This window comes from Streptomyces fumanus (genome assembly GCF_014655295.1).
GTDB classification, from domain to species: domain Bacteria; phylum Actinomycetota; class Actinomycetes; order Streptomycetales; family Streptomycetaceae; genus Streptomyces; species Streptomyces fumanus.
The window spans coordinates 108037-129330 of the sequence record NZ_BNBI01000019.1 but is presented as its reverse complement, the minus strand read 5'-3'; the positions used below and the strand labels follow the sequence as shown (position 1 = coordinate 129330).

25 protein-coding genes are annotated in these 21294 nt (G+C 72.8%); 18 read left to right on the top strand and 7 right to left on the bottom strand.

The genetic code is table 11. The features are described from left to right. Position 1: 1 nt before the first annotated feature. Genes IE316_RS32255 through IE316_RS32240 form a run of 4 tightly spaced genes read right to left on the bottom strand, consistent with a single transcriptional unit; the run spans position 2 to position 3588 of the window. Positions 2-1009 (bottom strand): COX15/CtaA family protein, encoded by a 1008-nt coding sequence (locus tag IE316_RS32255; protein WP_190208092.1) that lies wholly within the window; start codon positions 1007-1009, stop codon positions 2-4. Between the two features lie 35 nt (positions 1010-1044). Beyond that, positions 1045-1824: an ABC transporter permease gene (locus IE316_RS32250; RefSeq protein WP_190208091.1), complete on the bottom strand. Its 780-nt coding sequence runs from the start codon at positions 1822-1824 to the stop codon at positions 1045-1047. Further along, positions 1821-2744, bottom strand: coding sequence for an ABC transporter ATP-binding protein (locus tag IE316_RS32245; RefSeq protein ID WP_190208090.1), 924 nt, complete (start codon positions 2742-2744; stop codon positions 1821-1823). Before IE316_RS32245 ends, IE316_RS32250 begins: the two co-directional genes overlap by 4 nt. 31 nt (positions 2745-2775) lie before the next feature. Further along, the gene (locus IE316_RS32240) at positions 2776-3588 is read right to left on the bottom strand and encodes an AAC(3) family N-acetyltransferase (protein WP_190208089.1); all 813 of its coding nucleotides are present in this window, start codon (positions 3586-3588) and stop codon (positions 2776-2778) included. Positions 3589-3749: 161 nt separating this feature from the next. Here IE316_RS32240 and IE316_RS32235 point away from each other — a divergent pair, with 161 nt between their 5' ends. The 12 genes from IE316_RS32235 (at position 3750) to IE316_RS32180 (ending at position 13726) form a co-directional block, all read left to right on the top strand. Then, a complete protein-coding gene (locus IE316_RS32235) occupies positions 3750-4472 on the top strand; it encodes a helix-turn-helix transcriptional regulator (RefSeq protein WP_190208088.1) in 723 nt (240 codons plus the stop codon). Then, on the top strand, positions 4469-5890 hold the full coding sequence (sufB, locus tag IE316_RS32230) for a Fe-S cluster assembly protein SufB (RefSeq protein ID WP_190208087.1): 1422 nt from the start codon (positions 4469-4471) through the stop codon (positions 5888-5890). The genes IE316_RS32235 and sufB overlap by 4 nt, the downstream gene beginning before the upstream one ends. Positions 5891-5946: 56 nt before the next feature. Further along, positions 5947-7137 carry a Fe-S cluster assembly protein SufD gene (gene sufD / locus IE316_RS32225; protein WP_190208086.1) on the top strand — a complete coding sequence of 397 codons (1191 nt, stop codon included), beginning with the start codon at positions 5947-5949 and terminating at the stop codon, positions 7135-7137. Continuing rightward, positions 7134-7451 carry a non-heme iron oxygenase ferredoxin subunit gene (locus tag IE316_RS32220; protein ID WP_190208085.1) on the top strand — a complete coding sequence of 106 codons (318 nt, stop codon included), beginning with the start codon at positions 7134-7136 and terminating at the stop codon, positions 7449-7451. Before sufD ends, IE316_RS32220 begins: the two co-directional genes overlap by 4 nt. Positions 7452-7458: 7 nt before the next feature. After that, positions 7459-8223: a Fe-S cluster assembly ATPase SufC gene (gene sufC / locus IE316_RS32215; protein ID WP_190208084.1), complete on the top strand. Its 765-nt coding sequence runs from the start codon at positions 7459-7461 to the stop codon at positions 8221-8223. Further along, positions 8220-9476: a cysteine desulfurase gene (locus IE316_RS32210; protein ID WP_190208083.1), complete on the top strand. Its 1257-nt coding sequence runs from the start codon at positions 8220-8222 to the stop codon at positions 9474-9476. Before sufC ends, IE316_RS32210 begins: the two co-directional genes overlap by 4 nt. 11 nt (positions 9477-9487) lie before the next feature. Next, positions 9488-9955, top strand: a complete 468-nt coding sequence (gene sufU / locus IE316_RS32205; RefSeq protein ID WP_190208082.1) for a Fe-S cluster assembly sulfur transfer protein SufU — start codon at positions 9488-9490, stop codon at positions 9953-9955. Beyond that, positions 9952-10284, top strand: coding sequence for a metal-sulfur cluster assembly factor (locus tag IE316_RS32200; protein ID WP_190208081.1), 333 nt, complete (start codon positions 9952-9954; stop codon positions 10282-10284). Before sufU ends, IE316_RS32200 begins: the two co-directional genes overlap by 4 nt. Before the next feature lie 88 nt (positions 10285-10372). After that, positions 10373-10693: a DMT family transporter gene (locus IE316_RS32195; protein WP_190208080.1), complete on the top strand. Its 321-nt coding sequence runs from the start codon at positions 10373-10375 to the stop codon at positions 10691-10693. Positions 10694-10775: 82 nt separating this feature from the next. Next, entirely contained in the window at positions 10776-11765 is a 990-nt protein-coding gene (dapD, locus tag IE316_RS32190) for a 2,3,4,5-tetrahydropyridine-2,6-dicarboxylate N-succinyltransferase (protein WP_190208079.1), read from the top strand. 198 nt (positions 11766-11963) lie between these two features. After that, on the top strand, positions 11964-12515 hold the full coding sequence (locus IE316_RS32185) for a SigE family RNA polymerase sigma factor (protein ID WP_190208078.1): 552 nt from the start codon (positions 11964-11966) through the stop codon (positions 12513-12515). Beyond that, positions 12512-13726, top strand: coding sequence for a WD40 repeat domain-containing protein (locus IE316_RS32180; RefSeq protein WP_190208077.1), 1215 nt, complete (start codon positions 12512-12514; stop codon positions 13724-13726). The genes IE316_RS32185 and IE316_RS32180 overlap by 4 nt, the downstream gene beginning before the upstream one ends. Before the next feature lie 8 nt (positions 13727-13734). Here IE316_RS32180 and dapA read toward each other — a convergent pair whose 3' ends face one another. After that, positions 13735-14619 carry a 4-hydroxy-tetrahydrodipicolinate synthase gene (gene dapA / locus IE316_RS32175; RefSeq protein ID WP_190208076.1) on the bottom strand — a complete coding sequence of 295 codons (885 nt, stop codon included), beginning with the start codon at positions 14617-14619 and terminating at the stop codon, positions 13735-13737. Between the two features lie 166 nt (positions 14620-14785). Between dapA and IE316_RS32170 the strand changes: the two genes are divergently transcribed. The 5 genes from IE316_RS32170 (at position 14786) to IE316_RS32150 (ending at position 17321) form a co-directional block, all read left to right on the top strand. Further along, on the top strand, positions 14786-14926 hold the full coding sequence (locus IE316_RS32170) for a hypothetical protein (RefSeq protein WP_190208075.1): 141 nt from the start codon (positions 14786-14788) through the stop codon (positions 14924-14926). Continuing rightward, positions 14923-15582, top strand: a complete 660-nt coding sequence (locus IE316_RS32165; RefSeq protein WP_190208074.1) for a hypothetical protein — start codon at positions 14923-14925, stop codon at positions 15580-15582. The genes IE316_RS32170 and IE316_RS32165 overlap by 4 nt, the downstream gene beginning before the upstream one ends. A gap of 80 nt (positions 15583-15662) precedes the next feature. Beyond that, positions 15663-16082, top strand: coding sequence for a phage holin family protein (locus tag IE316_RS32160; RefSeq protein ID WP_190208073.1), 420 nt, complete (start codon positions 15663-15665; stop codon positions 16080-16082). After that, positions 16079-16483 carry a DUF3618 domain-containing protein gene (locus IE316_RS32155; protein ID WP_190208072.1) on the top strand — a complete coding sequence of 135 codons (405 nt, stop codon included), beginning with the start codon at positions 16079-16081 and terminating at the stop codon, positions 16481-16483. The genes IE316_RS32160 and IE316_RS32155 overlap by 4 nt, the downstream gene beginning before the upstream one ends. Positions 16484-16616: 133 nt before the next feature. Then, positions 16617-17321, top strand: coding sequence for an antibiotic biosynthesis monooxygenase family protein (locus IE316_RS32150; RefSeq protein WP_190208071.1), 705 nt, complete (start codon positions 16617-16619; stop codon positions 17319-17321). A 3-nt stretch (positions 17322-17324) separates the two neighbouring features. Here IE316_RS32150 and IE316_RS32145 read toward each other — a convergent pair whose 3' ends face one another. After that, positions 17325-19142: a DUF8508 domain-containing protein gene (locus IE316_RS32145; RefSeq protein WP_190208070.1), complete on the bottom strand. Its 1818-nt coding sequence runs from the start codon at positions 19140-19142 to the stop codon at positions 17325-17327. Between the two features lie 279 nt (positions 19143-19421). Between IE316_RS32145 and IE316_RS32140 the strand changes: the two genes are divergently transcribed. Continuing rightward, complete coding sequence (locus IE316_RS32140; RefSeq protein WP_190208069.1) at positions 19422-20852, top strand: hypothetical protein; 1431 nt, start codon at positions 19422-19424, stop codon at positions 20850-20852. 82 nt (positions 20853-20934) lie between these two features. On the opposite strand, the gene IE316_RS32135 is transcribed toward IE316_RS32140, so the two are convergent. Continuing rightward, positions 20935-21207, bottom strand: a complete 273-nt coding sequence (locus IE316_RS32135) for a hypothetical protein (protein ID WP_229910641.1) — start codon at positions 21205-21207, stop codon at positions 20935-20937. Positions 21208-21294: the final 87 nt, after the last annotated feature.

Genomic DNA, 21294 nt, shown 5'->3' with positions numbered 1-21294 from the left:
CTCAGGCGCGGCTGAGCGCGGTCTCCACCGCGGGGCCGGGCACACCGGCGGGCTCGGCGGCGCGCTCCCGCAGCGCCAGCAGCACCCGCACGGCGCCGATCCACACCAGGCAGGAGCCGACCATGTGCAGGCCCACCAGGACCTCGGGCAGGTCGGTGAAGTACTGGACGTACCCGATCAGCCCCTGGGCGAGCAGGATCAGGAACAGGTCCCGGGTGCGGGCCAGCGGGCCCCTGGGGGCGTCGACGGCCTTGAGGACGAACCACAGGGCGAAGGTGAGGGTCACCACGATCCACGCCAGCACGGCGTGCAGCTTGGTCACCGTCTCCCAGTCCAGCGGCATCCGGGGCACCTCGCTGGAGTCGCCCGCGTGCGGGCCCGCGCCGGTGACCACCGTGCCGACCGCGATCAGAGCCAGGCAGACGCCGACCAGGACCCACACCAACTGCCGCACGGACGCGCCGACCAGGAGACGCGGTGCCGTGTCGCCCTCCCGGGTGCGCTGCCACATCACGGTGGCGATCGCGATCAGCGCGGTGGACAGCAGGAAGTGCGCGGCGACCGTGTACGGGTTCAGCCCGACCAGGACGACGATGCCGCCGAGGATCGCGTTGCCCATCACCACCCAGAACTGCGCCCAGCCCAGCCGGGTCAGGGAGCGCCGGTACGGCTTCTGCGAGCGGGCGGCGATGATCGCCCAGCCGACGGCCGCGCAGAGCACGTAGGTCAGCATGCGGTTGCCGAACTCGACGATGCCGTGGAAGCCCATCTCGCTGGTGGTGGTCAGCGAGTCGTCGGTGCACTTGGGCCAGGTCGGGCAGCCGAGGCCGGACCCGGTCAGGCGGACGGCGCCGCCGGTACCGACGATGACCACCGCCATGACGAGGGCGGCCAGTGCCGACCGCCGGACGGTCCGGGGGTCCGGGGTCCAGCGCGCGGCGATGAAGGCGAGCGGGTTGCGCACGGCGGCGGCGAGGTCGTCGCGGGTCACGTTTGGCACGCGTTCCATCGTAGGGGGAAGCTTGTGCACACGTTCACGAGGGTCTACTCCCAGCGGAAGAAGCGGCCCGCGGCGGCGAGGGCGACGGCCGCCCAGACGGCGAGGATCCCCAGGTCGCCCCAGGGCATGGCGGCGCCGTGCCGGAGCACGTCCCGCAGCCCGTCCGACAGTGCGGAGATGGGCAGCAGGCCCAGCACGTCCTGGGCGGCGGCCGGGAACTTCTCCAGCGGCACGATCACCCCGCCGCCGACGAGCAGCAGCAGGAAGACCAGGTTGGCGGCGGCCAGCGTCGCCTCGGCCTTCAGGGTGCCGACCATCAGCAGGCCCAGCCCGGAGAAGGCGGCCGTGCCGAGGAGCAGCAGCAGGAGCACGGCGAAGGGGTTGCCGTGCGGCGACCAGCCCAGCGCCAACGCGATCACCGTCAGCAGCACCACCTGGAGCACCTCGGTGACCAGCACGGAGAGGGTCTTGGCGGTCATCAGGCCCCAGCGGGGCAGCGGTGAGGACGCCAGCCGCTTCAGCACCCCGTACCGGCGTTCGAAGCCGGTGGCGATGGCCTGGCCGGTGAAGGCGGTGGACATCACGGCGAGCGCCAGGACGCCGGGGGCGAGGAAGTCGACGGCCTCGCCGGCGCCGGTGTCGACGATGTCCACCGAGCTGAACAGCACCAGCAGCAGCGTCGGGATGACCACCGTCAGCAGCAACTGCTCGCCGTTGCGCAGCAGCATCTTCGTCTCCAGGACGGCCTGGGCGGCGATCATGCGGGTCAGGGGCGCGGCGCCGGGCTTCGGCGCGTACCGGCCGGTACCCGTGGTGGCGGTCATGCGCGCAGCTCCTTGCCGGTCAGTTCCAGGAAGACGTCCTCCAGGGTGTGCCGTTCCACCGAGATGCGGTCCGGCATCACCCCGTGCTGGGCGCACCACGACGTCACCGTCGCCAGCAGTTGCGGGTCGACCCTGCCGGTGACCCGGTAGGCGCCCGGGGCCAGCTCGGCCGCCGCGGTGTCCGGCGGGAGCGCCTTCAGCAGGCTCCCCACGTCGAGGCCGGGGCGGCCGGAGAAGCGCAGGGTGTTCTCGGCGCCGCCGCGGCACAGCTCCTCGGGCGAGCCCTGGGCGATGACCCGGCCCGCGTCGATGATGGCCACGTCGTCGGCGAGCTGCTCGGCCTCGTCCATGTGGTGCGTGGTCAGGATCACCGAGACGCCGTCGGCGCGCAGGTCCCGGATCAGGTCCCAGGTGGCGCGGCGGGCCTGCGGGTCCAGGCCCGCGGTCGGCTCGTCCAGGAAGACCAGCTCCGGGCGGCCGACCACGGCCATCGCCAGCGCCAGGCGCTGCTGCTGGCCGCCGGAGAGCCGGCGGTAGGGGGTCCGGCCGCACGAGCCCAGGCCGAGGCGGTCGATCAGGGCGGCCACGTCCAGCGGGTGGGCGTGCAGCTTCGCGACGTGGCGCAGCATCTCCTCCGCGCGGGCGCCCGAGTAGACACCGCCGGACTGGAGCATCACCCCGACCCGGGGCCGCAGCTCACCGGCCTGGCGCAGCGGGTCCAGGCCCAGCACGCGCACCGTGCCGGAGTCCGGCCGGCGGTAGCCCTCGCAGGTCTCCACGGTGGTCGTCTTGCCCGCCCCGTTGGGGCCGAGGACGGCGGTCACGCCCGGCCGGGCCACCAGGTCGAGGCCGTCCACCGCGGTCTTCGTGCCGTACCGCTTCACCAGGGCCTGGACCTGGACCACGGGCTCGCTTCGCATGGGTCACGAGTCTAGGGAGGCGCGCGGCGGCTCAGTTGCGGGGGTGCGCGATGTCCTCCGCACGGGGACGGTGCAGCGCCAGCCACCGTTCGGCGTAGGCGACCGCCTCCGCCACCGGGAACAGCCGGGCCTCGGCCGCGCCGGCCCGGCCGCGCACCACCGGCCGGTCGCGTTCGAAGTCGTGGCCCAGTTCGTCGAACCGGTCCGAGCTGATCGACACCTCGGTGACCCGTTCCCAGCCGTACGGCCCCGGGCGGCCGACCTCCACCAGCGGGGCGGGGATGCGGTACTCGGCCAGGTGGAAGCTGGTGCACGAGTCGTAGCCGGCGCCCAGCAGCAGCACCCGGGCGCCCAGGCGCTCCAGGGTGGCCAGGGGGCTGCGCTCGCCGAGCCGGCAGTCCGCGGCGTGGCCGGCGACGACCTCGGCGGCGCGCGGGCCGACCGCGGCGAACGACGTCTGCGGGTGCGCGCTGCGCAGGGCGCCCGGCCAGGTCCGTACGGTCTCCGGGACGACGCCGACGCCCCGGGTGGGCGTGGTCCTCGGGTCGTACGGCGGCATGGCGCGGCGGATGACGGGCCACCACTCCTCGGGCACCGGCGGGTGCTGCCACAGGGCCGGGTCGGAGAGGTCGGCGGTCTGGGTGGGGACGACGAGGGTGCCGTCCGGGCCGAGGACGTCCAGGAGGGCCTGGACCACCGCGACGGCACCGCCGCAGACCCAGCCGAGGGAGCGCAGCGAGGAGTGGACGAGGAGGGTCTCGCCCGAGGCGACGCCGAGCGCGCGCAGCTCGGCCCCGAGGGTGCCGCGGGTCACGAGCGGGCCGGTGGGAGGGGGTGCGGACATGCTCGGGAGTGTCCCGGAGACGGGTCCCGGACACCAGCGACTTTGATCGATCAAAGATCGTTTCCGCAGGTCGCGTTAGGTATACCTAAGTGACGCAGGGCACCCGGGGGGCGTCAGGAGGCGGCTTGCCGGGGCTGAAGGAATTACGCAACAATGGCGTTGTGAAAAACGTCGGCGAGGCACCCCACGAGGAGCTCGCGACCGGTGAGCGCTCCACGCGCAACCGCGTCGCGCGGTCCATCCTGGACCACGGGCCGTCGACCGTCGCCGAGCTGGCCGAGCGCCTCGGCCTCACCCAGGCCGCCGTCCGCCGCCACCTCGACGCCCTCACCGCGGACAATGTCGTGGAGGCCCGCGAGCGCCGGGTGTACGGCACGCGCACGCGCGGGCGGCCCGCGAAGGTGTTCGCCCTGACCGACTGCGGCCGGGACGCCTTCGATCAGTCCTACGACAAGCTCGCCGTGGACGCGCTGCGCTGGATCGCCGAGCGCGAGGGCGGGGAGCAGGCGGTCGCCGCCTTCGCCCGGGCCCGGATCGCCGCCCAGGCCGGCGCCTACCGCGCGGCCGTCGAGGCGGCGCCCCCCGAACGCCGCGCCGAAGCCCTGGCCAAGGCCCTGAGCGCGGACGGGTACGCTGCAACCGCGCGCAGCGCACCGGTCGGCGAGCAGCTCTGCCAGCACCACTGCCCGGTCGCCCACGCCGCCGAGCGGTTCCCGCAGCTCTGCGAGGCCGAGACGGAATTTTTCGCCGAGCTGCTCGGTACACACGTACAGCGGCTGGCGACCATCGCGCACGGCGACGGCGTCTGCACGACGTTCATCCCCAAGACTTCCAAGACCACTCACCACGCATCCGCAAGCACGTCCGGGAGGAACCCCGCATGACTCTCCCCACGGAGACTGCCCACCCCGAGCTGGAGGGCCTGGGCAAGTACGAATACGGCTGGGCCGACCGTGACGAGGCCGGTGCGTCGGCGCGCCGCGGCCTGAACGAGGACGTCGTCCGGGACATCTCCGGCAAGAAGTCCGAGCCGGAGTGGATGACCAAGCTCCGCCTCAAGGGCCTGAAGCTGTTCGAGAAGAAGCCCATGCCGAACTGGGGCTCGGACCTCTCCGGCATCGACTTCGACAACATCAAGTACTTCGTGCGCTCCACGGAGAAGCAGGCGGAGTCCTGGGAGGACCTGCCCGAGGACATCAAGAACACCTACGACAAGCTGGGCATCCCCGAGGCGGAGAAGCAGCGCCTGGTCGCCGGTGTCGCGGCCCAGTACGAGTCCGAGGTCGTCTACCACCAGATCCGCGAGGACCTGGAGGAGCAGGGCGTCATCTTCCTGGACACCGACACGGCGCTCAAGGAGCACCCGGAGCTGTTCAAGGAGTACTTCGGCACGGTCATCCCGGCCGGCGACAACAAGTTCGCCGCGCTGAACACCGCCGTGTGGTCCGGCGGCTCCTTCATCTACGTGCCGCCGGGCGTGCACGTCGAGATCCCGCTCCAGGCGTACTTCCGGATCAACACCGAGAACATGGGCCAGTTCGAGCGGACCCTGATCATCGTCGACGAGGGCGCCTACGTGCACTACGTCGAGGGCTGCACCGCGCCGATCTACAAGTCGGACTCGCTGCACTCCGCCGTGGTCGAGATCATCGTCAAGAAGAACGCCCGCTGCCGCTACACGACCATCCAGAACTGGTCGAACAACGTCTACAACCTGGTCACCAAGCGCGCCGTGGCGTACGAGGGCGCGACCATGGAGTGGATCGACGGCAACATCGGCTCCAAGGTGACGATGAAGTACCCGGCCGTCTACCTGATGGGCGAGCACGCCAAGGGCGAGACCCTGTCCATCGCCTTCGCGGGCGAGGGCCAGCACCAGGACGCCGGCGCCAAGATGGTCCACATGGCCCCGAACACGTCCTCGAACATCGTCTCCAAGTCGGTGGCGCGCGGCGGCGGCCGCACCTCCTACCGCGGCCTGATCGAGATCGGCGAGGGCGCCCCGGGCTCCAAGTCCAACGTGCTGTGCGACGCGCTGCTGGTGGACACCATCTCCCGCTCGGACACCTACCCCTACGTGGACGTCCGCGAGGACGACGTGTCCATGGGCCACGAGGCGACCGTCTCCAAGGTCTCCGAGGACCAGCTCTTCTACCTGATGAGCCGCGGCCTGTCCGAGGACGAGGCGATGGCGATGATCGTGCGCGGCTTCGTCGAGCCGATCGCCAAGGAACTGCCGATGGAGTACGCCCTCGAACTCAACCGGCTGATCGAGCTGCAGATGGAAGGCGCGGTCGGCTGACCCTGGCGCCGCCACGCAAGCCCCTTACGTAACGGAAAGCGAGCACTACGACAGCCATGGCTGAGGCTCAGAACATCCCGGTGGGCTCGACCACCGCCGGTGCGATCGCGGTGGCCGCCGAGGCCGACTCGACCGTCGCCACCCGCATGAGCGCGCCCCCGTCCTTCGACGTGGCCGACTTCCCGGTCCCGCACGGCCGGGAGGAGGAGTGGCGGTTCACCCCGCTGGAGCGGCTGCGCGGCCTGCACGACGGCACCGCCACCGCCACCGGCGAGGGCGTCAAGGTCGCCGTCGAGGCCCCCGAGGGCGTCACCGTCGAGACCGTCGGCCGCGACGACGCGCGGCTCGGCCGGGCGGGCACCCCGGTGGACCGCGTCGCCGCCCAGGCGTACACCGCCTTCGAGCGGGCCTCGGTCGTGACCGTGCCCAAGGAGACCGTCCTCACCGAGCCGATCCGCATCGCGGTGCACGGCGAGGGCGGCACCGCCTACGGCCACCAGGTCATCGAGCTGGGCGCGTTCGCCGAGGCCGTCGTGGTCATCGACCACACCGGCGACGCGGTGCTCGCCGCCAACGTCGAGTACGTCCTCGGGGACGGCGCCAAGCTGACCGTCGTCTCCGTCCAGGACTGGGACGACAAGGCCGTCCACGTCGGCCAGCACAACACGCTGGTCGGCCGCGACGCCTCCTTCAAGTCGGTCGTCGTCACCTTCGGCGGCGACCTGGTCCGCCTCCACCCGCGCGTGGCGTACGCCGGTCCCGGCGGCGAGGCCGAGCTGTTCGGCCTGTACTTCACCGACCAGGGCCAGCACCAGGAGCACCGCCTCCTGGTCGACCACAACGTGCCGCACTGCAAGTCCAACGTCGTCTACAAGGGCGCCCTCCAGGGCGACGCCGCGCACGCGGTGTGGATCGGCGACGTCCTCATCGAGGCCAAGGCCGAGGGCACCGACACCTACGAGATGAACCGCAACCTCGTGCTCACCGACGGCGCCCGCGTCGACTCGGTCCCCAACCTGGAGATCGAGACCGGCGAGATCGTCGGCGCCGGCCACGCCTCCGCCACCGGCCGCTTCGACGACGAGCAGCTCTTCTACCTGATGGCCCGCGGCATCCCGGAGCTGGAGGCCCGCCGCCTGGTGGTCCGCGGCTTCTTCGCCGAACTGGTCCAGCAGATCGGTGTCCCGGACATCGAGGAGCGCCTCCTCGCCAAGATCGAGCAGGAGCTGGAGGCGTCGGTCGCATGACCTTCGTACGCGTCTGCGGAGCGGGCGAGCTGGAGGAGGACACCCCCAAGCGGGTGGAACTCGACGGCACGCCGGTCTCCCTCGTGCGCACCGAGGGCGAGGTGTTCGCGATCCACGACATCTGCTCGCACGCGAACGTCTCCCTCGCCGAGGGCGAGGTCGACGACTGCCACATCGAGTGCTGGCTGCACGGCTCGCGCTTCGACCTGCGCACCGGCAAGCCCGACAGTCTTCCGGCGACGCGCCCCGTCCCCGTATACCCCGTAAAGATCGAAGGGGACGACGTGCTCGTCTCCCTCACCCAGGAGTCCTGAGGCACCCATGGCAACGCTTGAAATCCGAGACCTGCACGTCACCGTCGAGGCCGACAACGCCACGAAGGAGATCCTCAAGGGCGTCGACCTGACCGTGAAGCAGGGCGAGACGCACGCCATCATGGGCCCCAACGGCTCGGGCAAGTCGACCCTCGCCTACTCCCTGGCCGGTCACCCCAAGTACACGATCACCGGCGGCACCGTCACCCTCGACGGCGAGGACGTCCTGGAGATGTCCGTCGACGAGCGCGCCCGGGCCGGCCTCTTCCTCGCCATGCAGTACCCGGTCGAGGTCCCCGGCGTGTCGGTCTCCAACTTCCTGCGCACCTCCGCCACCGCCGTCCGCGGCGAGGCCCCCAAGCTGCGCACCTGGGTCAAGGAGGTCCGCGAGGCCATGGAGCGGCTCCACATGGACCCCTCCTTCGCCGAGCGCAACGTCAACGAGGGCTTCTCCGGCGGTGAGAAGAAGCGCCACGAGATCCTCCAGCTCGAACTGCTCAAGCCGAAGGTCGCCATCCTCGACGAGACCGACTCCGGCCTGGACGTCGACGCCCTGCGCGTCGTCTCCGAGGGCGTGAACCGGGTCCGCGAGACCGGCGAGGTCGGCACCCTGCTGATCACCCACTACACCCGCATCCTGCGCTACATCAAGCCCGACTTCGTGCACGTGTTCTCGGCCGGCCGCATCGTCGAGTCCGGCGGCGCGGAGCTGGCCGACAAGCTGGAGAACGAGGGCTACGAGGCATACACGAAGGGCGGCGTATCCGCGTGACACACGTGCCGGGCCTCCTCGACACTGAAGCGATCCGCAAGGACTTCCCCATCCTGGACCGCCAGGTCCACGACGGCCGGAAGCTCGTCTACCTGGACAACGCGGCGACCTCGCAGAAGCCGCGCCAGGTGCTCGACGCACTCAGCGAGTACTACGAGAGCTACAACGCCAACGTCCACCGTGGCGTGCACGTCCTCGCCGAGGAGGCCACGGCGCTGTACGAGGGCGCGCGGGACAAGGTCGCGGAGTTCATCAACGCGCCCTCCCGCGACGAGGTGATCTTCACCAAGAACGCCTCGGAGTCCCTCAACCTCGTGGCCAACATGCTGGGCTGGGCCGACGAGCCCTACCGCGTGGACCACGACACCGAGATCGTCATCACGGAGATGGAGCACCACTCCAACATCGTCCCGTGGCAGTTGCTGGCGCAGCGCACGGGCGCGAAGCTGAAGTGGTTCGGCCTCACCGACGACGGCCGCCTCGACCTGTCGAACATCGAGGAGGTCATCACCGAGAAGACGAAGATCGTCTCCTTCGTGCTGGTCTCCAACATCCTCGGCACCCAGAACCCGGTCGAGGCGATCGTCCGCCGCGCCCAGGAGGTCGGCGCCCTGGTCTGCGTCGACGCCTCCCAGGCCGCGCCGCACATGCCGCTGGACGTCCAGGCCCTCCAGGCCGACTTCGTGGCCTTCACCGGCCACAAGATGTGCGGCCCGACCGGCATCGGCGTGCTGTGGGGCCGCCAGGAACTGCTGGAGGACCTCCCGCCGTTCCTCGGCGGCGGCGAGATGATCGAGACCGTGTCGATGCACTCGTCGACGTACGCCCCGGCCCCGCACAAGTTCGAGGCGGGCACCCCCCCGATCGCCCAGGCGGTCGGGCTGGGCGCGGCGATCGACTATCTCAACTCGATCGGCATGGACAAGATCCTCGCCCATGAGCACGCCCTCACCGAGTACGCGGTACGCAAGCTCCTGGAGGTCCCCGACCTGCGGATCATCGGCCCCACCACGGCCGAGGACCGGGGCGCGGCGATCTCCTTCACGCTCGGCGACATCCACCCGCACGACGTGGGCCAGGTCCTCGACGAACAGGGCATCGCGGTCCGGGTCGGCCACCACTGCGCCCGCCCCGTCTGCCTGAGGTACGGAATTCCCGCGACCACGCGAGCGTCGTTCTATCTGTACTCCACGCCGGCCGAGATCGACGCCCTGGTCGACGGACTGGAGCACGTACGGAACTTCTTCGGATGAGGGGCTGAGGCGTGAAGCTGGACTCCATGTACCAGGACGTCATCCTGGACCACTACAAGAACCCGCACGGGCGTGGTCTGCGCGATGGCGACGCCGAGGTACACCACGTGAACCCGACGTGCGGCGACGAGATCACCCTCCGGGTGAAGTACGACGGCACGACGATCCAGGACGTCTCGTACGAGGGCCAGGGCTGTTCCATCAGCCAGGCATCGGCCTCCGTGCTGAACGACCTGCTGGTCGGCAAGGACCTGGCGGACGCGCGGCGGATCCAGGAGACCTTCCTGGAGCTGATGCAGTCCAAGGGCCGCATCGAGCCCGACGACGCGATGGAGGACGTCCTGGAGGACGCGGTCGCGTTCGCCGGGGTGTCGAAGTACCCCGCCCGGGTCAAGTGCGCCCTCCTGAGCTGGATGGCGTGGAAGGACGCGACGGCCCAGGCACTGGACGGCGCCGACGCCGAAAGGAAGACGGCATGACCGAGACCGTTGAGATGAAGCCGGCTTCCGAGGAGGAGCTGCGCGAGGCCCTGATGGACGTGGTCGACCCCGAGCTGGGCATCGACGTCGTCAACCTGGGCCTGATCTACGGCATCCACATCGACGACGCGAACATCGCCACCGTCGACATGACCCTGACCTCGGCGGCCTGCCCGCTGACCGACGTCATCGAGGACCAGGCCAAGTCCGCCACGGACGGCCTGGTCAACGAGTTGCGCATCAACTGGGTCTGGATGCCGCCGTGGGGCCCCGACAAGATCACCGACGAGGGCCGCGAGCAGCTCCGCGCGCTCGGCTTCAACGTCTGACCTCTTCTTCCCGGCCCGACGGCCCCCGGCGATCCGCCGGGGGCCGTCGGCCGTTCCCGCCCGTTCCCGCCTCGGTACGGTGACCGGCATGGGTTATCTGCTCCTGCTCGGAGCCATCGCCTCGGAGGTCGCCGCGACCACCGCCATGAAGTACAGCGAGGGCTTCAGCCGACTCGTTCCCTCCGTGCTCACGGTGCTCGGTTACGTCGTCTCGTTCGGCCTGCTGGCCCGGACGCTGAAGACCGTCTCCATCGGGACGGTGTACGCCATCTGGTCCGGGGTCGGCACGGCGGCGATCGCCGCGATCGGGGTGGCGTTCATGGGGGAGGGGATGACCGCCGTCAAGGCGGCCGGGATCGCGCTGATCATCATCGGCGTGGTGGTGCTCAACCTCGGCGGGGCGCACTGACGGGCGCCGCCCGCCGGTGGCCGGGCGCGGCTGGGCGGAGGCCGGTTCGCACCCGGTGTGTCCGGGCGGTTAGGTTGCCCCCATGACCGATACGACTGCTTCCCGTACCACCGGTGCCGTGGCCGCCGGCCTCGCCACCATCGCCGCCGACGGCACCGTTCTCGACACCTGGTTCCCCGCGCCCGAACTCGTCGCCGAGCCCGGCCCGGCCGGCACCGAGCGGCTCTCCGCCGAGCAGGCCGCGAAGCTGCTGGGCGGCGGCGCGACCGCCGCGGTCGGCCCGGACACCCGCCGGGGCGTCGAGGTGGTCGCGGTCCGCACGGTCATCGCCTCCCTGGAGGAGAAGCCGCTCGACGCGCACGACGTCTACCTGCGTCTGCACCTGCTCTCCCACCGCCTGGTCAAGCCGCACGGCCAGAGCCTGGACGGCATCTTCGGCTTCCTCGCCAACGTGGCGTGGACCTCGCTGGGCCCGGTCGCCGTGGACGACATCGAGAAGGTCCGCCTCAACGCCCGCGCCGAGGGCCTGCACCTCCAGGTGACCTCGATCGACAAGTTCCCCCGGATGACCGACTACGTGGTCCCCAAGGGCGTGCGCATCGCCGACGCCGACCGGGTCCGCCTGGGCGCGCACCTGGCCGAGGGCACGACCGTCATGCACGAGGGCTTCGTCAACTTCAACGCCGGCACGCTCGGCACCTCGATGGTCGAGGGCCGCATCTCCGCGGGCGTCGTCATCGGCGACGGCTCGGACATCGGCGGCGGCGCCTCCACCATGGGCACCCTCTCCGGCGGCGGCAACGTGATCATCTCCGTCGGCGAGCGCTGCCTGATCGGCGCCGAGGCGGGCGTCGGCATCGCCCTCGGCGACGAGTGCGTGGTCGAGGCCGGCCTCTACATCACCGCCGGCACCCGCGTGACCATGCCCGACGGGCAGATCGTCAAGGCCCGTGAGCTGTCCGGCGCCTCCAACATCCTCTTCCGCCGCAACTCGGTCACCGGCACCGTCGAGGCCCGCCCGAACAACGCGGTCTGGGGCGGCCTGAACGACATCCTGCACAGCCACAACTGAGCACCGGCGGCCCGTACAGCGCCCTCTCCGGCCCGAGGCAGGCCGGGGAGGGCGCTGCTGTCGCTGTGCGGGAGGGTTCCGCTCGCTGCGCGGGGACGGTTCCGCGGGGACCGAGGCATAGCGGGGCCCGGCCGCGCGCGTCCCAGGGGACACAGGGGCCGGACAGCGGGTCCGGCCCGGGGGCAGGAGAAGGTGACGATGGATGCGCAGGCGCAGGAGAGTTTCCGCGAGTTCGTGGCGAACCGGTCGTCCGCGCTGCTGAGGACGGCCGTCCTGCTCAGCGGCGGCGACCGGCACGCCGGTGAGGACCTGCTGCAGAACGCCCTGATCCGGGCGGCCGGCCGCTGGCAGCGCATCGACGAGCCCGAGGCGTACGTCCGGCAGGTCCTGTACCGGCAGCAGATCAGCCGCTGGCGGCTGAAGTGGCCCCGGCGCGAGGTGAGCGTCGGGGAGCCGCCGGAGACCGGCACCGGCACCGACATCTCCGCCGCGGCCGACCTGAAGCTGGTGATGCGCGGCGCGCTGGCCCGGCTCACCGCCCGGCAGCGCACCGTGCTGGTGCTGCGCTACTTCGAGGACCTCCCGGAGGCCGAGGTGGCCCGCATCCTGGGCTGCTCGGTCGGCACCGTACGGTCCACCACCCACCGCTCCCTCGCCCGGCTGCGCGTCCTCGCCCCCGAACTCGCCGCGCTCGGCGGGGCCGGGCGGCAGCCGTCCCCCGACCCGTCGCCCGTGGAGGTGCGCCCATGAACGTCGAGGACATCCTGCGGGACACGCTGCGGGAACAGGCCGCCGGGGCGCCCCCGGCACCGCCCGCCTTCGCCGACCGGGTGCTGGCCGCCCGCCGGCGCCGGAGGCTGCGCGGACTGGCGTCCGCGGCCGCCGCCACCGCGGCCGTCGTCGCCGTCGCCGTGGGCGTGCCGCTGCTGGATTCCGGCTCGCACGAACCGCCCCCGGCGGGCCTCGGGACGGACGACGGCACCCTCGCCCGCCCCGGCCAGTCGCCCCCGCGCGACCTGATCGCCGCCGGGGACGTCGCCCTGGCCGCGTACTGCACGGGCCGGACCGTCGAACGGCCGGACGGGCAAGGCGTCCTCGAACGCACGTACTGGCTGCTCGACCCGGCGACGGGACGGTACGAGAAGGACGACCGCTGGTCGTTCGTCGCGGTCGCGCCCGGTCTGCGCACGGCGGCCGTCCTGGAACGCGGCCTGCCCGCCGACCGCATCGGCATCCTCGACCTCGCCACCCGACGGATCGACCGCTGGATCCCGGTCGGCCACGGCGTCGGCGGCCTCGCCTACTCCCGAGACGGCCGCCGGATCGTCGCCACCGCCTACGACGACGATCCCGACCTGCGGGTACGGGTCGAGCGGGAGGGCGGCGGGGAGGGCTGGATGTCCGAGTTCGGCCGGTCCAGCCGTACCGGATTCCTCGTCCTGGACACGGTGACCGACGAGTACACCTACGCCCCCGTCCCGGCCGACCGGGACATCAACGCCCGGCAGGACTTCGCCTTCTCCCGCTCCGGCGACTCGGTGTACGCGCAGGTCGTCGGCGGGAAGGACGGGCTCCAGCAGTTCTACGCCCTGACCGGCGCGGAGATCGACGCCCCGGCCGAGGAGCGGTACCTGCGCTCCGACGTCCCCGCGCGGCTCTCCCCGGACGGGCGGCTCGCCGCGCTCGGGCTGACCGAGGAACGCCAGGACCGGTCGTGGTCCTCGGTCCGGGACCCGCGGACCGGCGAGGAGGTCGCCAAGGTGCGCGGGGCGGAACTGCTCGCCTGGGCGGACGACCACCGGCTGATCGCCTGGGAGCGGGCACCGGGGGTGGCGGAGTACCGGCCCCGGCTGGTGCTGGTCACCCTCGGCAGCGACAAGGTCGTGCCGCTGTCCGGGGTCCGGGTGCCCGACGACGACTTCGGCACCCTGGAGTGGGAGCCGGTCTTCGCCACCCGCTGACCCGGCCGTCAGCCCGCCGCCAGCCGGTCGTACACCGCGCGCAGCCCGTCGGCCGTGGCCCGGTCGGCGGGCCGCAGCGGGGCGCGGACCGGGCCGGCGGGCAGGCCGAGGCCGCCGAGCAGCGCCTTGACGGTGACGGTCCCGGGCAGGCCCGCCGCCATCACCGCCTCGACCAGCTCGGCCGCCGCCGCCTGGAGCCGCGCCGCCTCGGCCGTGCGGCCCGCGTCGAAGGCGTCGAGGACCGCGCGCAGGTGCTCGGGGACGAGGTTCGCGACCGTGCTGACGTACCCGGCGGCGCCGCTCGCGTACCAGGCGAGGTTCTCCTCGTCGCAGCCCGCGTAGTACGCCAGGCCGGTGCGGGCCAGCACCCGCTGGGTGCCCAGCAGGTCGTGCGCGCAGTCCTTGACGGCCACGATCCGGGGGTGCCCGGCGAGGCGCACCAGGGTGGCGGGGGCGATCCGGGTGCCGGTGCGGGCCGGGATGTCGTACAGCATCACGGGCAGCTCCGAGGCGTCCGCGACCTCGCGGAAGTGGGCCTCCAGGGCGTCCTGCGGGGGGCGGCTGTAGTACGGCGCGACCACCAGCAGGCCGTCCGCCCCGGCCCGCTCGGCCGCGCGGGCCAGTTCCACGGTGTGCCGGGTGTCGGCGGTGCCCACCCCGGCGACGACCGAGGCACGGTCCCCGACCGCCGAGCGCACCGCCCCGACCAGCGCGGACTTCTCGGCGTCCGTGGTGGTCGGCGACTCGCCCGTGGTGCCGGAGAGCACCAGTCCGTCGCAGCCCCGGCTCACCAGATGGTCGGCGAGCCGGGCCGCGCCGTCGAGATCGAGGCCGCCGTCCTCGGTGAAGGGGGTGACCATGGCGCACAGGGCGCGGCCGAAAGGAGTCGTCATGGCAGCAGTGTCGGCCGCCCCACCGTACAGCTCCACTTAAATCCGCTACCGGGTATCCGTAAGCACTGCTTAAGCGATGGCGGGGCGTCACGGAGGCCCTCTGTCCGATCCGCGCCGGATCGGTCACCATGGCCGCAACGGTCGTCAGCGGACATGGGGAGGCGTCATGAAGCTCGGCAAGGCACTCGCCACCGGCGTCGCGGAGGAGCAGCCGGAGGCGCCGGAGGCGTACGAGGAGCAGGTCCCGGTGGTCGCGGAGAGCCCGGAGCCGGTCGGGCGGGAAGAGGCCCCGGCCGCCGCCCGATGAGGCTCCGGCTCCCGGAGGAACGCCCGGCAAAACCGCCCACCGGGTACAAGATCGCCCACCCGGTGCTGTCCCACGACGGCACCCGGGCCGCCTTCACCGGCGTCTCCCTGGGCGGCGCACTGCCGTACGGCGTGCTGGCCGAGGCGTCCTGTGTCTACGGGCTGCGGCACCGGCCGCCGCACCGCCGCTGCGACTGCGGGTTCCACAGCGTGCACGACCGGGCGGTGGCCGAGGCGCTGCTGTGCATGGCCGAGCACCGCGCGGCGGTGCTGCTGGAGGTCCTGGTCCTCGGCCGCTATCTGCGCTTCGAACGCGGGTTCCGCTCCGCCCGGCAGCGGGTGCGGACCGCCACCGTCGGACCCTGCGGCTGCGGCGCCGCCGCGGTCGCGCTGGCCGACGCGGGCTGGGGCCGGCCCAACTGGCGGGCGCTGGCCCCCTCCTGCGCGGGCTGTCTGCGCGGCCGCACCTCCCTCTCCCTCGCCGCCTTCGCCCGGCGGGCCGGGGACGGGCTGCGGGTCGTCGCCGGCCCGCCGGCCGGACCGGTGAGCGGCGGGGAGCCGGACCTCGGGGTGCCCGAACTGATCGCCGAGGCGGCCCTGCTGCAGGCCCGGCTGGACTGGCTGCAGAGCCGGCTCGCCCGCCTCGACCGGGCCTGAATCCGGCCCCGCGCCCAGGGGTAGCGCCGGCCCACCGGGGTACCCGGGCGGCTCCGGAAGCCGAGAGGAGGCGGGACACCGTGACCGGAGCCACGGAATACCGGCCCGTGCACGACGAGCACCACTCCGTGGGTGAACTCGTCGGCCAGGCCACCGAACAGCTCTCCCAGCTCGTACGCCAGGAAGTGGCCCTCGCCAAGGCGGAGCTGGCCGCCAAGGGAAAGCGCGTCGGACGCGGCGGCGGGCTGCTCGGCGCCGCCGGTGCCGTGGCCTACGTCGGCCTGTTCGCGCTGGCCGGCACGGCCGTCGCCGCCCTCTCGCTGGCGCTGCCCGTGTGGGCGTCGGCGCTGATCGTGACGGCGGTGCTGTTCGCGGTCGCGGGCCTGCTGGCCCTGGCCGGCCGCGCCCAGTTGCGCCGGGCCGCGCCGCCCACACCGGAACAGACCATCGGCAGCGTCAAGGCCGACGTCGACGAGATCAGGGAAAGGGCGCATCGATGACCGACCCGACGACGAGCGGGCAGAGCGACACGGCGACCGGGGCCAAGGGCCCCGACGAACTGCGGCGGCAGATCGAGGAGACCCGCAGCCGGCTCGGCGACACCGTCGAGGAACTGGCGGCCAAGACCGATGTGAAGGGCCGCGCCAAGGCCCGCGCCGCCGACCTCAGGGACCGGGCCGGCGCCATGACCGTACAACTGCGCAGCACCGCCGCGCAGGCCGGGCACACCGTGCAGGAGAAGGCGACCCGGGCCGGGCACACCGTGCAGGAGAAGGCGCCGGCCCCGGTGCGCGACGCGGTCCGGGCCGGGCGCGGCAACCCCCGGCCGGTGCTGGTCGCCGCGGCGGCGGGCGCGGTGGTCGCGGCGGCCGTGCTGTGGCGCCGCCGCGCGCACCGCTGAGCGGCCCGGAAGCGGGACACGGAGGGCCCCGGCGACGGGGCCCTCCGCCGTGTCCTCGTACGGGTTGACCTCAACCTCGATCGAGGTACGAGGGTGGTGTCCGTACCGCCCGGACCGACCCGTGGAGGCCCCCGTGACCCGCCGTACCGACGCCCACCCCGACCTGCTCCGCCCCGATGCCGGAGCCTCCTTCTTCAGCACCTGGCGGGTCGGCGGCCCCGAGCGCCAGCGGGAGACCGTCGAGGCCATCGCCCGGACCTGGGAGCGCCGCCCCTGGCCCGCCGACGCGCTGCGCAGCTACCACGTCTACACCGGACACGACGGCGAAACGTTGCTGCACTACTCGCAGTGGGAGAACGAGCAGGCGTACGAGGCGTTCGCCCGGACCCAGCGGCAGGAACGGGTCGACGAGATCGACACCGCCGTGCCCGGCATCGAACGGCTGGGGCTCGGGCGGTACCGCCGCCACGCCGGCCGGGAGCGCCGGGCCGGGGACACCCGGGTCCCCGGCCTGATCGTGACCGTCCGCATCGACTTCGCCCCGGGCGCCGCCGACCGCCGCGGCGACTGGGTCGGCCTCGTCCTCGAGGCCGTCGCCGACGACCCGGTGGGCCACCGCGGCCTGATCTCCGCCCACTTCCACCTGAGCACCGACGGCACCCATGTGCTGAACTACGCCGAGTGGGAGAGCGCCGACGCCTACGACGCGGTCCTGGCCGCGCCGGGCGAGGGCATCGGCTCCCCCACCGACCTGTGGGACCGGGTGCGCACCCATCCGGACGTGCGCGGCTTCACCGGCAGCCGGTACGACCACGCCCTCGGCCTGGTGCCCGGCTAGGCCCTAGGGGCGGAACCGCAGCACCTGCGGGTCGTGGTCGCTGATCTGGTCGTGGAACTCCGCGTTGACGTGCACGCTGTCGTACGTGAAGTGGCCGCCGCGCCGGATCGCCGGGCTGACCAGGATCTGGTCCAGCACCTGGCTGTTGCCCTGGTAGACGTACGAGTACCGCTCGTCCTCCGGCAGCGACTTCACCGCCGACCACAGCGCCCCGTCGGCCTCCAGCAGGCGGGCCGTGGTGGAGAACTCGAAGTCGTTGATGTCGCCGAGGGCGATGACGTCCGCGTTCTTCTGGGCGGCGAGGATCTGCTTGACGAAGGTGTTGACGGCCGTCGCCTGGAGGTGCCGCTGGGTCTCGGAGCCGCGCGCCGGGGGCTGGTACTGGCTGGTCAGCCCCTGGTCGCCGCCCTTGGAGGCGAAGTGGTTGGCGATGACGAAGACCGTCCTGCCGCGGAAGACGAACTCGCCGGCGAGCGGCTTGCGGCTGTTCTCCCAGGCGAGGTTCGACGGGTCGACGCGGCCGGGGGAGTGGGTCAGCGCGGCCTTGCCGCGGACCTTGGTGACCCCGGTCGCCGTGGTCGCGTCGCCGGCCGCGCGGTCGGTGAAGGAGACCCGCTCGGGGTCGAACAGGAACACCTGGCGGATGTTGCCGCCGGGCTCGCCGCCGTCGGCCTTGTCGACCGGGTCGACCGAGCGCCAGTCGTAGCGCGGGCCGCCGGCCGCCACGATCGCGTCGATCAGCTTCGTCACCGTCCGGCCGGCGGCGACCGTGCCGTCGTCGGTGGCGCCGTTGTCGTCCTGGATCTCCTCCAGGGACACGATGTCGGGGGAGCCGAGGTGGTGCACGATGGCGGCGGCGTGCGCGGCGAAGGTGTCGTCGGACGGGTCGAGGTTCTCGACGTTGTACGTCGCCACCGCCAGCTCGCGGCGGGACGCGGCGCGGGTCGTCTCCTTCTCCCGGCCGCCGTCCTGGAGCGTGCCGAGCCGGCCGGCGACGAGGGTGTAGCCGCCGTACTGGTTGTAGTCCAGCGGGCCGGCGGTGGTCCCGGCGAGGGTGTCGCCGACGTTGGCGTCGGGGAAGTCGGCGGCCTTGCCCAGGGACTGGATCTGGAGCCGGCCGGTGTTCTGGGAGTCGTAGGAGCCGTAGACCGTGCCGCCGCCCGCGCTGGGGTGCTCCTTCGGCTTCACCGTCACCCACAGCTCGGTGTACGGGTCGGTGGCGCCGACCACGCGGGCGTCGGCGACCTGGACGTTCATGCCCTCCAGGGACTCGTAGTAGTCCAGGGCGTACCTGTCCGGGCGCAGCGGCAGCGCGTTGATCGAGCCGCCCCCGGCCTGTGGGGTGTAGGCGCGCGGCACCGAGCGGGCGTCGATCCGGGTGGCGGCGGGGACCGGGTTGCCGCTGGAGACGACGGTGACGGCGGGGCGGGTGATCTCGGTCAGCGACTGGTTCCCGGAGGAGGTGCCGCCGGGGACGTACTCCGAGACCGTGCCGGAGACGCTGACCGCGTCGCCGACGGCGACCTTCGGGGTGGAGCTGGTGAAGACGAAGACGCCCTCGCTGGTGGCCGGGTCGGCGTCCGGGGCGGGGTCCTGCATCCAGAAGCCCTTGGAGGAGCCGTAGGTGCGCACGCCCGTGACGATCCCGGTCACGTCGGTGACCTGCTGTCCGGCGTACGGGGAGACCCGGGTGGTGCCCTGGATGTCGTGGACGCGCACGGAGGCGGCGTGCGCGGGGGAGCCGATGACGACGGTGGAGGCCGCGGAACACACGGCGGCGACGGTGAGCGCGGCGAGACGCGCGGACGACTTGCTCGGCAAGGGAGCCCTCCGGGGACTGAGCGGTGAAACGCCGGAACGAGGGTGAGGAGTGGGACGGGAGGGGGACGAGCACCCTTGAGTGAACACTTGTGCCCCCTACTTCTACGCGCGTCAATCTCCTGCGGGAGCGGGCCCGTTGTCAAGGTTTCGGCCATGTACGGCGGCCGACGGGGAGATGAACCGGGCGGCATGGGTGGAAACCCGTCTAGGCTGAGCGGCTGAGCCGTACGGCGTCCAGGTGGCCGTACGGCGGTCGAGGTGCGCGAGGAGAAACAGTTGATGTCAGACAGCTCCACCCTGCCGCCCGCGCGGCTGCACCCCGAAGCGGAGCTGGCCCGCGACGCGCTCTCCACCCCCCTGCTCTCCCGGGCCGTCCGGCTCGCCCGCTGGGCCGGGGCGGACACCCGTGTCGACGCGGGCGGCGCGCTCGCCGAGGAGCAGCTCCCGGCGGCGGCCGAGGCGCTGGGGCTGACCGGCGGCGACGCCCCCGCCCAGGCGAGCGAGGCGTGGCGGGTGGCCGTGGACGCGGGGCTGGTCGAGGTCGCCGACGAGGAGGCGGGCACCGTCACGGCCGGCGAGGAGCTGTCCCGGATCACCGGCGGCTCCCCGCGGGACGTGCTCGGCGTCTGGCTGGCCGCCCTGGAGTCGGTCCTCGCCGACGCCAGCGTGCCCGACCTCGGTTCGCTGATCGACGCGATGGCCGAGGGCGAGGGCGAGCTGGACCTGTCCGCCGTGGACTGGGACCCCGAGGCCGAGGCGGAGTTCCTCGACGGGGTGCTCGCCAACCTGTACCTGCTCACCGTCGGCGAGGACGCGCCCGGCGACGCCCCGGTGCCGCTGCCCGCGCTGGCCGCCTCCGTCCTGGTCCCCGACGGCATGGAGGAGCCCAGCAACGCCGTGCTGGAGCGGGTCTCCGAGGCGATGATGAAGCTGGACGACCAGTTCCGGCTGCTGGAGCCGGTCGGGCTGGTGGCGTACCGGCCGGTCGACGAGGAGCTGATGTCCGACACCGGCGAGGAGCCCGCGCCGCCCGTCGACGACACCGACGTGGCCCGCTACGGCATGGTGCGGCTCACCCCGCTCGGCCTGTACGGGCTGCGGGCCCGGCTGCTGGAGGCCGGGTTCGACGCGCCGGCCGTCGGGGACCTCGCCGACAAGGGCGCCGACGCGCTGCTCGACGGCACCGCCGCGTTCCCGCCGGGCGCCGCGCACGCCGAGACCGAGCACTGGCTGGCCCGCCGGGAGCCGCTGGCCGCCGCCCGGGAGCTGCTGGCCGCGGCGCGCGGCACCGACGCCGGGGCACCGCTGCGCCGGCTCCGCTGCCAGCAGGCCCTCGCCCTGGTCGGCGCCGAGGCCGAGCCCGCGCTGCGGGAGGTCCTCGGCGACCCGGAGCTGGGCGGACTGGCCCGGGTGTGGCTCACCGAGCACGGCGCCGGGGACGTGCCCGCCCCGTCCGAGGCCATGATCTTCTGGCTGACCGTCGACACGGTCGCCGCGCAGTTGGCCGCCGAGGGCAACTCCGAGGAACTGCGCGCCCTGGTGGAGGGCCTGGCCGCGCAGCACAGCGGCTTCTTCGACACCGCCTGGCGGGTCGACCACCCCGCCACCGCGGACGTCCTGGAGGCGATGGGGCGGCTGCACCCCGACAAGAAGGTGGCCAAGGAGGCCCGCAAGGCGGCGTTCAAGGCGCGGTCGCAACAAGGGGGTTGACCTGGGGTGCCCCTGGCGGCGGAGGGGTGAGCTGGGCTGTTCCTCGGGTGCGGCGAGTGCTGTGGATCGCGGGCCCGGGCGGCTACTCCCGCGGCCCCGACTCGCCGATGACGACGACCCGTACGGGTACGCCGTCCAGCTCCTCCGGGATCAGGTCGGGCTCCTCCGGGATCAGGTCGGGCTCCTCCGGGATCAGGTCCGGCTTCGCGAGCCGGTCCCGGGGTGTGTCGCGGGTGACGAAGACGACGACGACCTCCTCGCCCGTCTGCTCGTCCCGGCCGGTGCCGACCCCGGTCACCCCGGGCAGGCCCATCAGCTCGGCCTCGTGGCGGCTGCGCGCCCGACGTGCGTCCACCGCGGCTCGCCTCCCCACGGTCCTCCAGGTGGTTGGAGGTCTATTGCGACCACCGGCGCGGGTCAAGGGCCCGCGCCGGACTTCGTC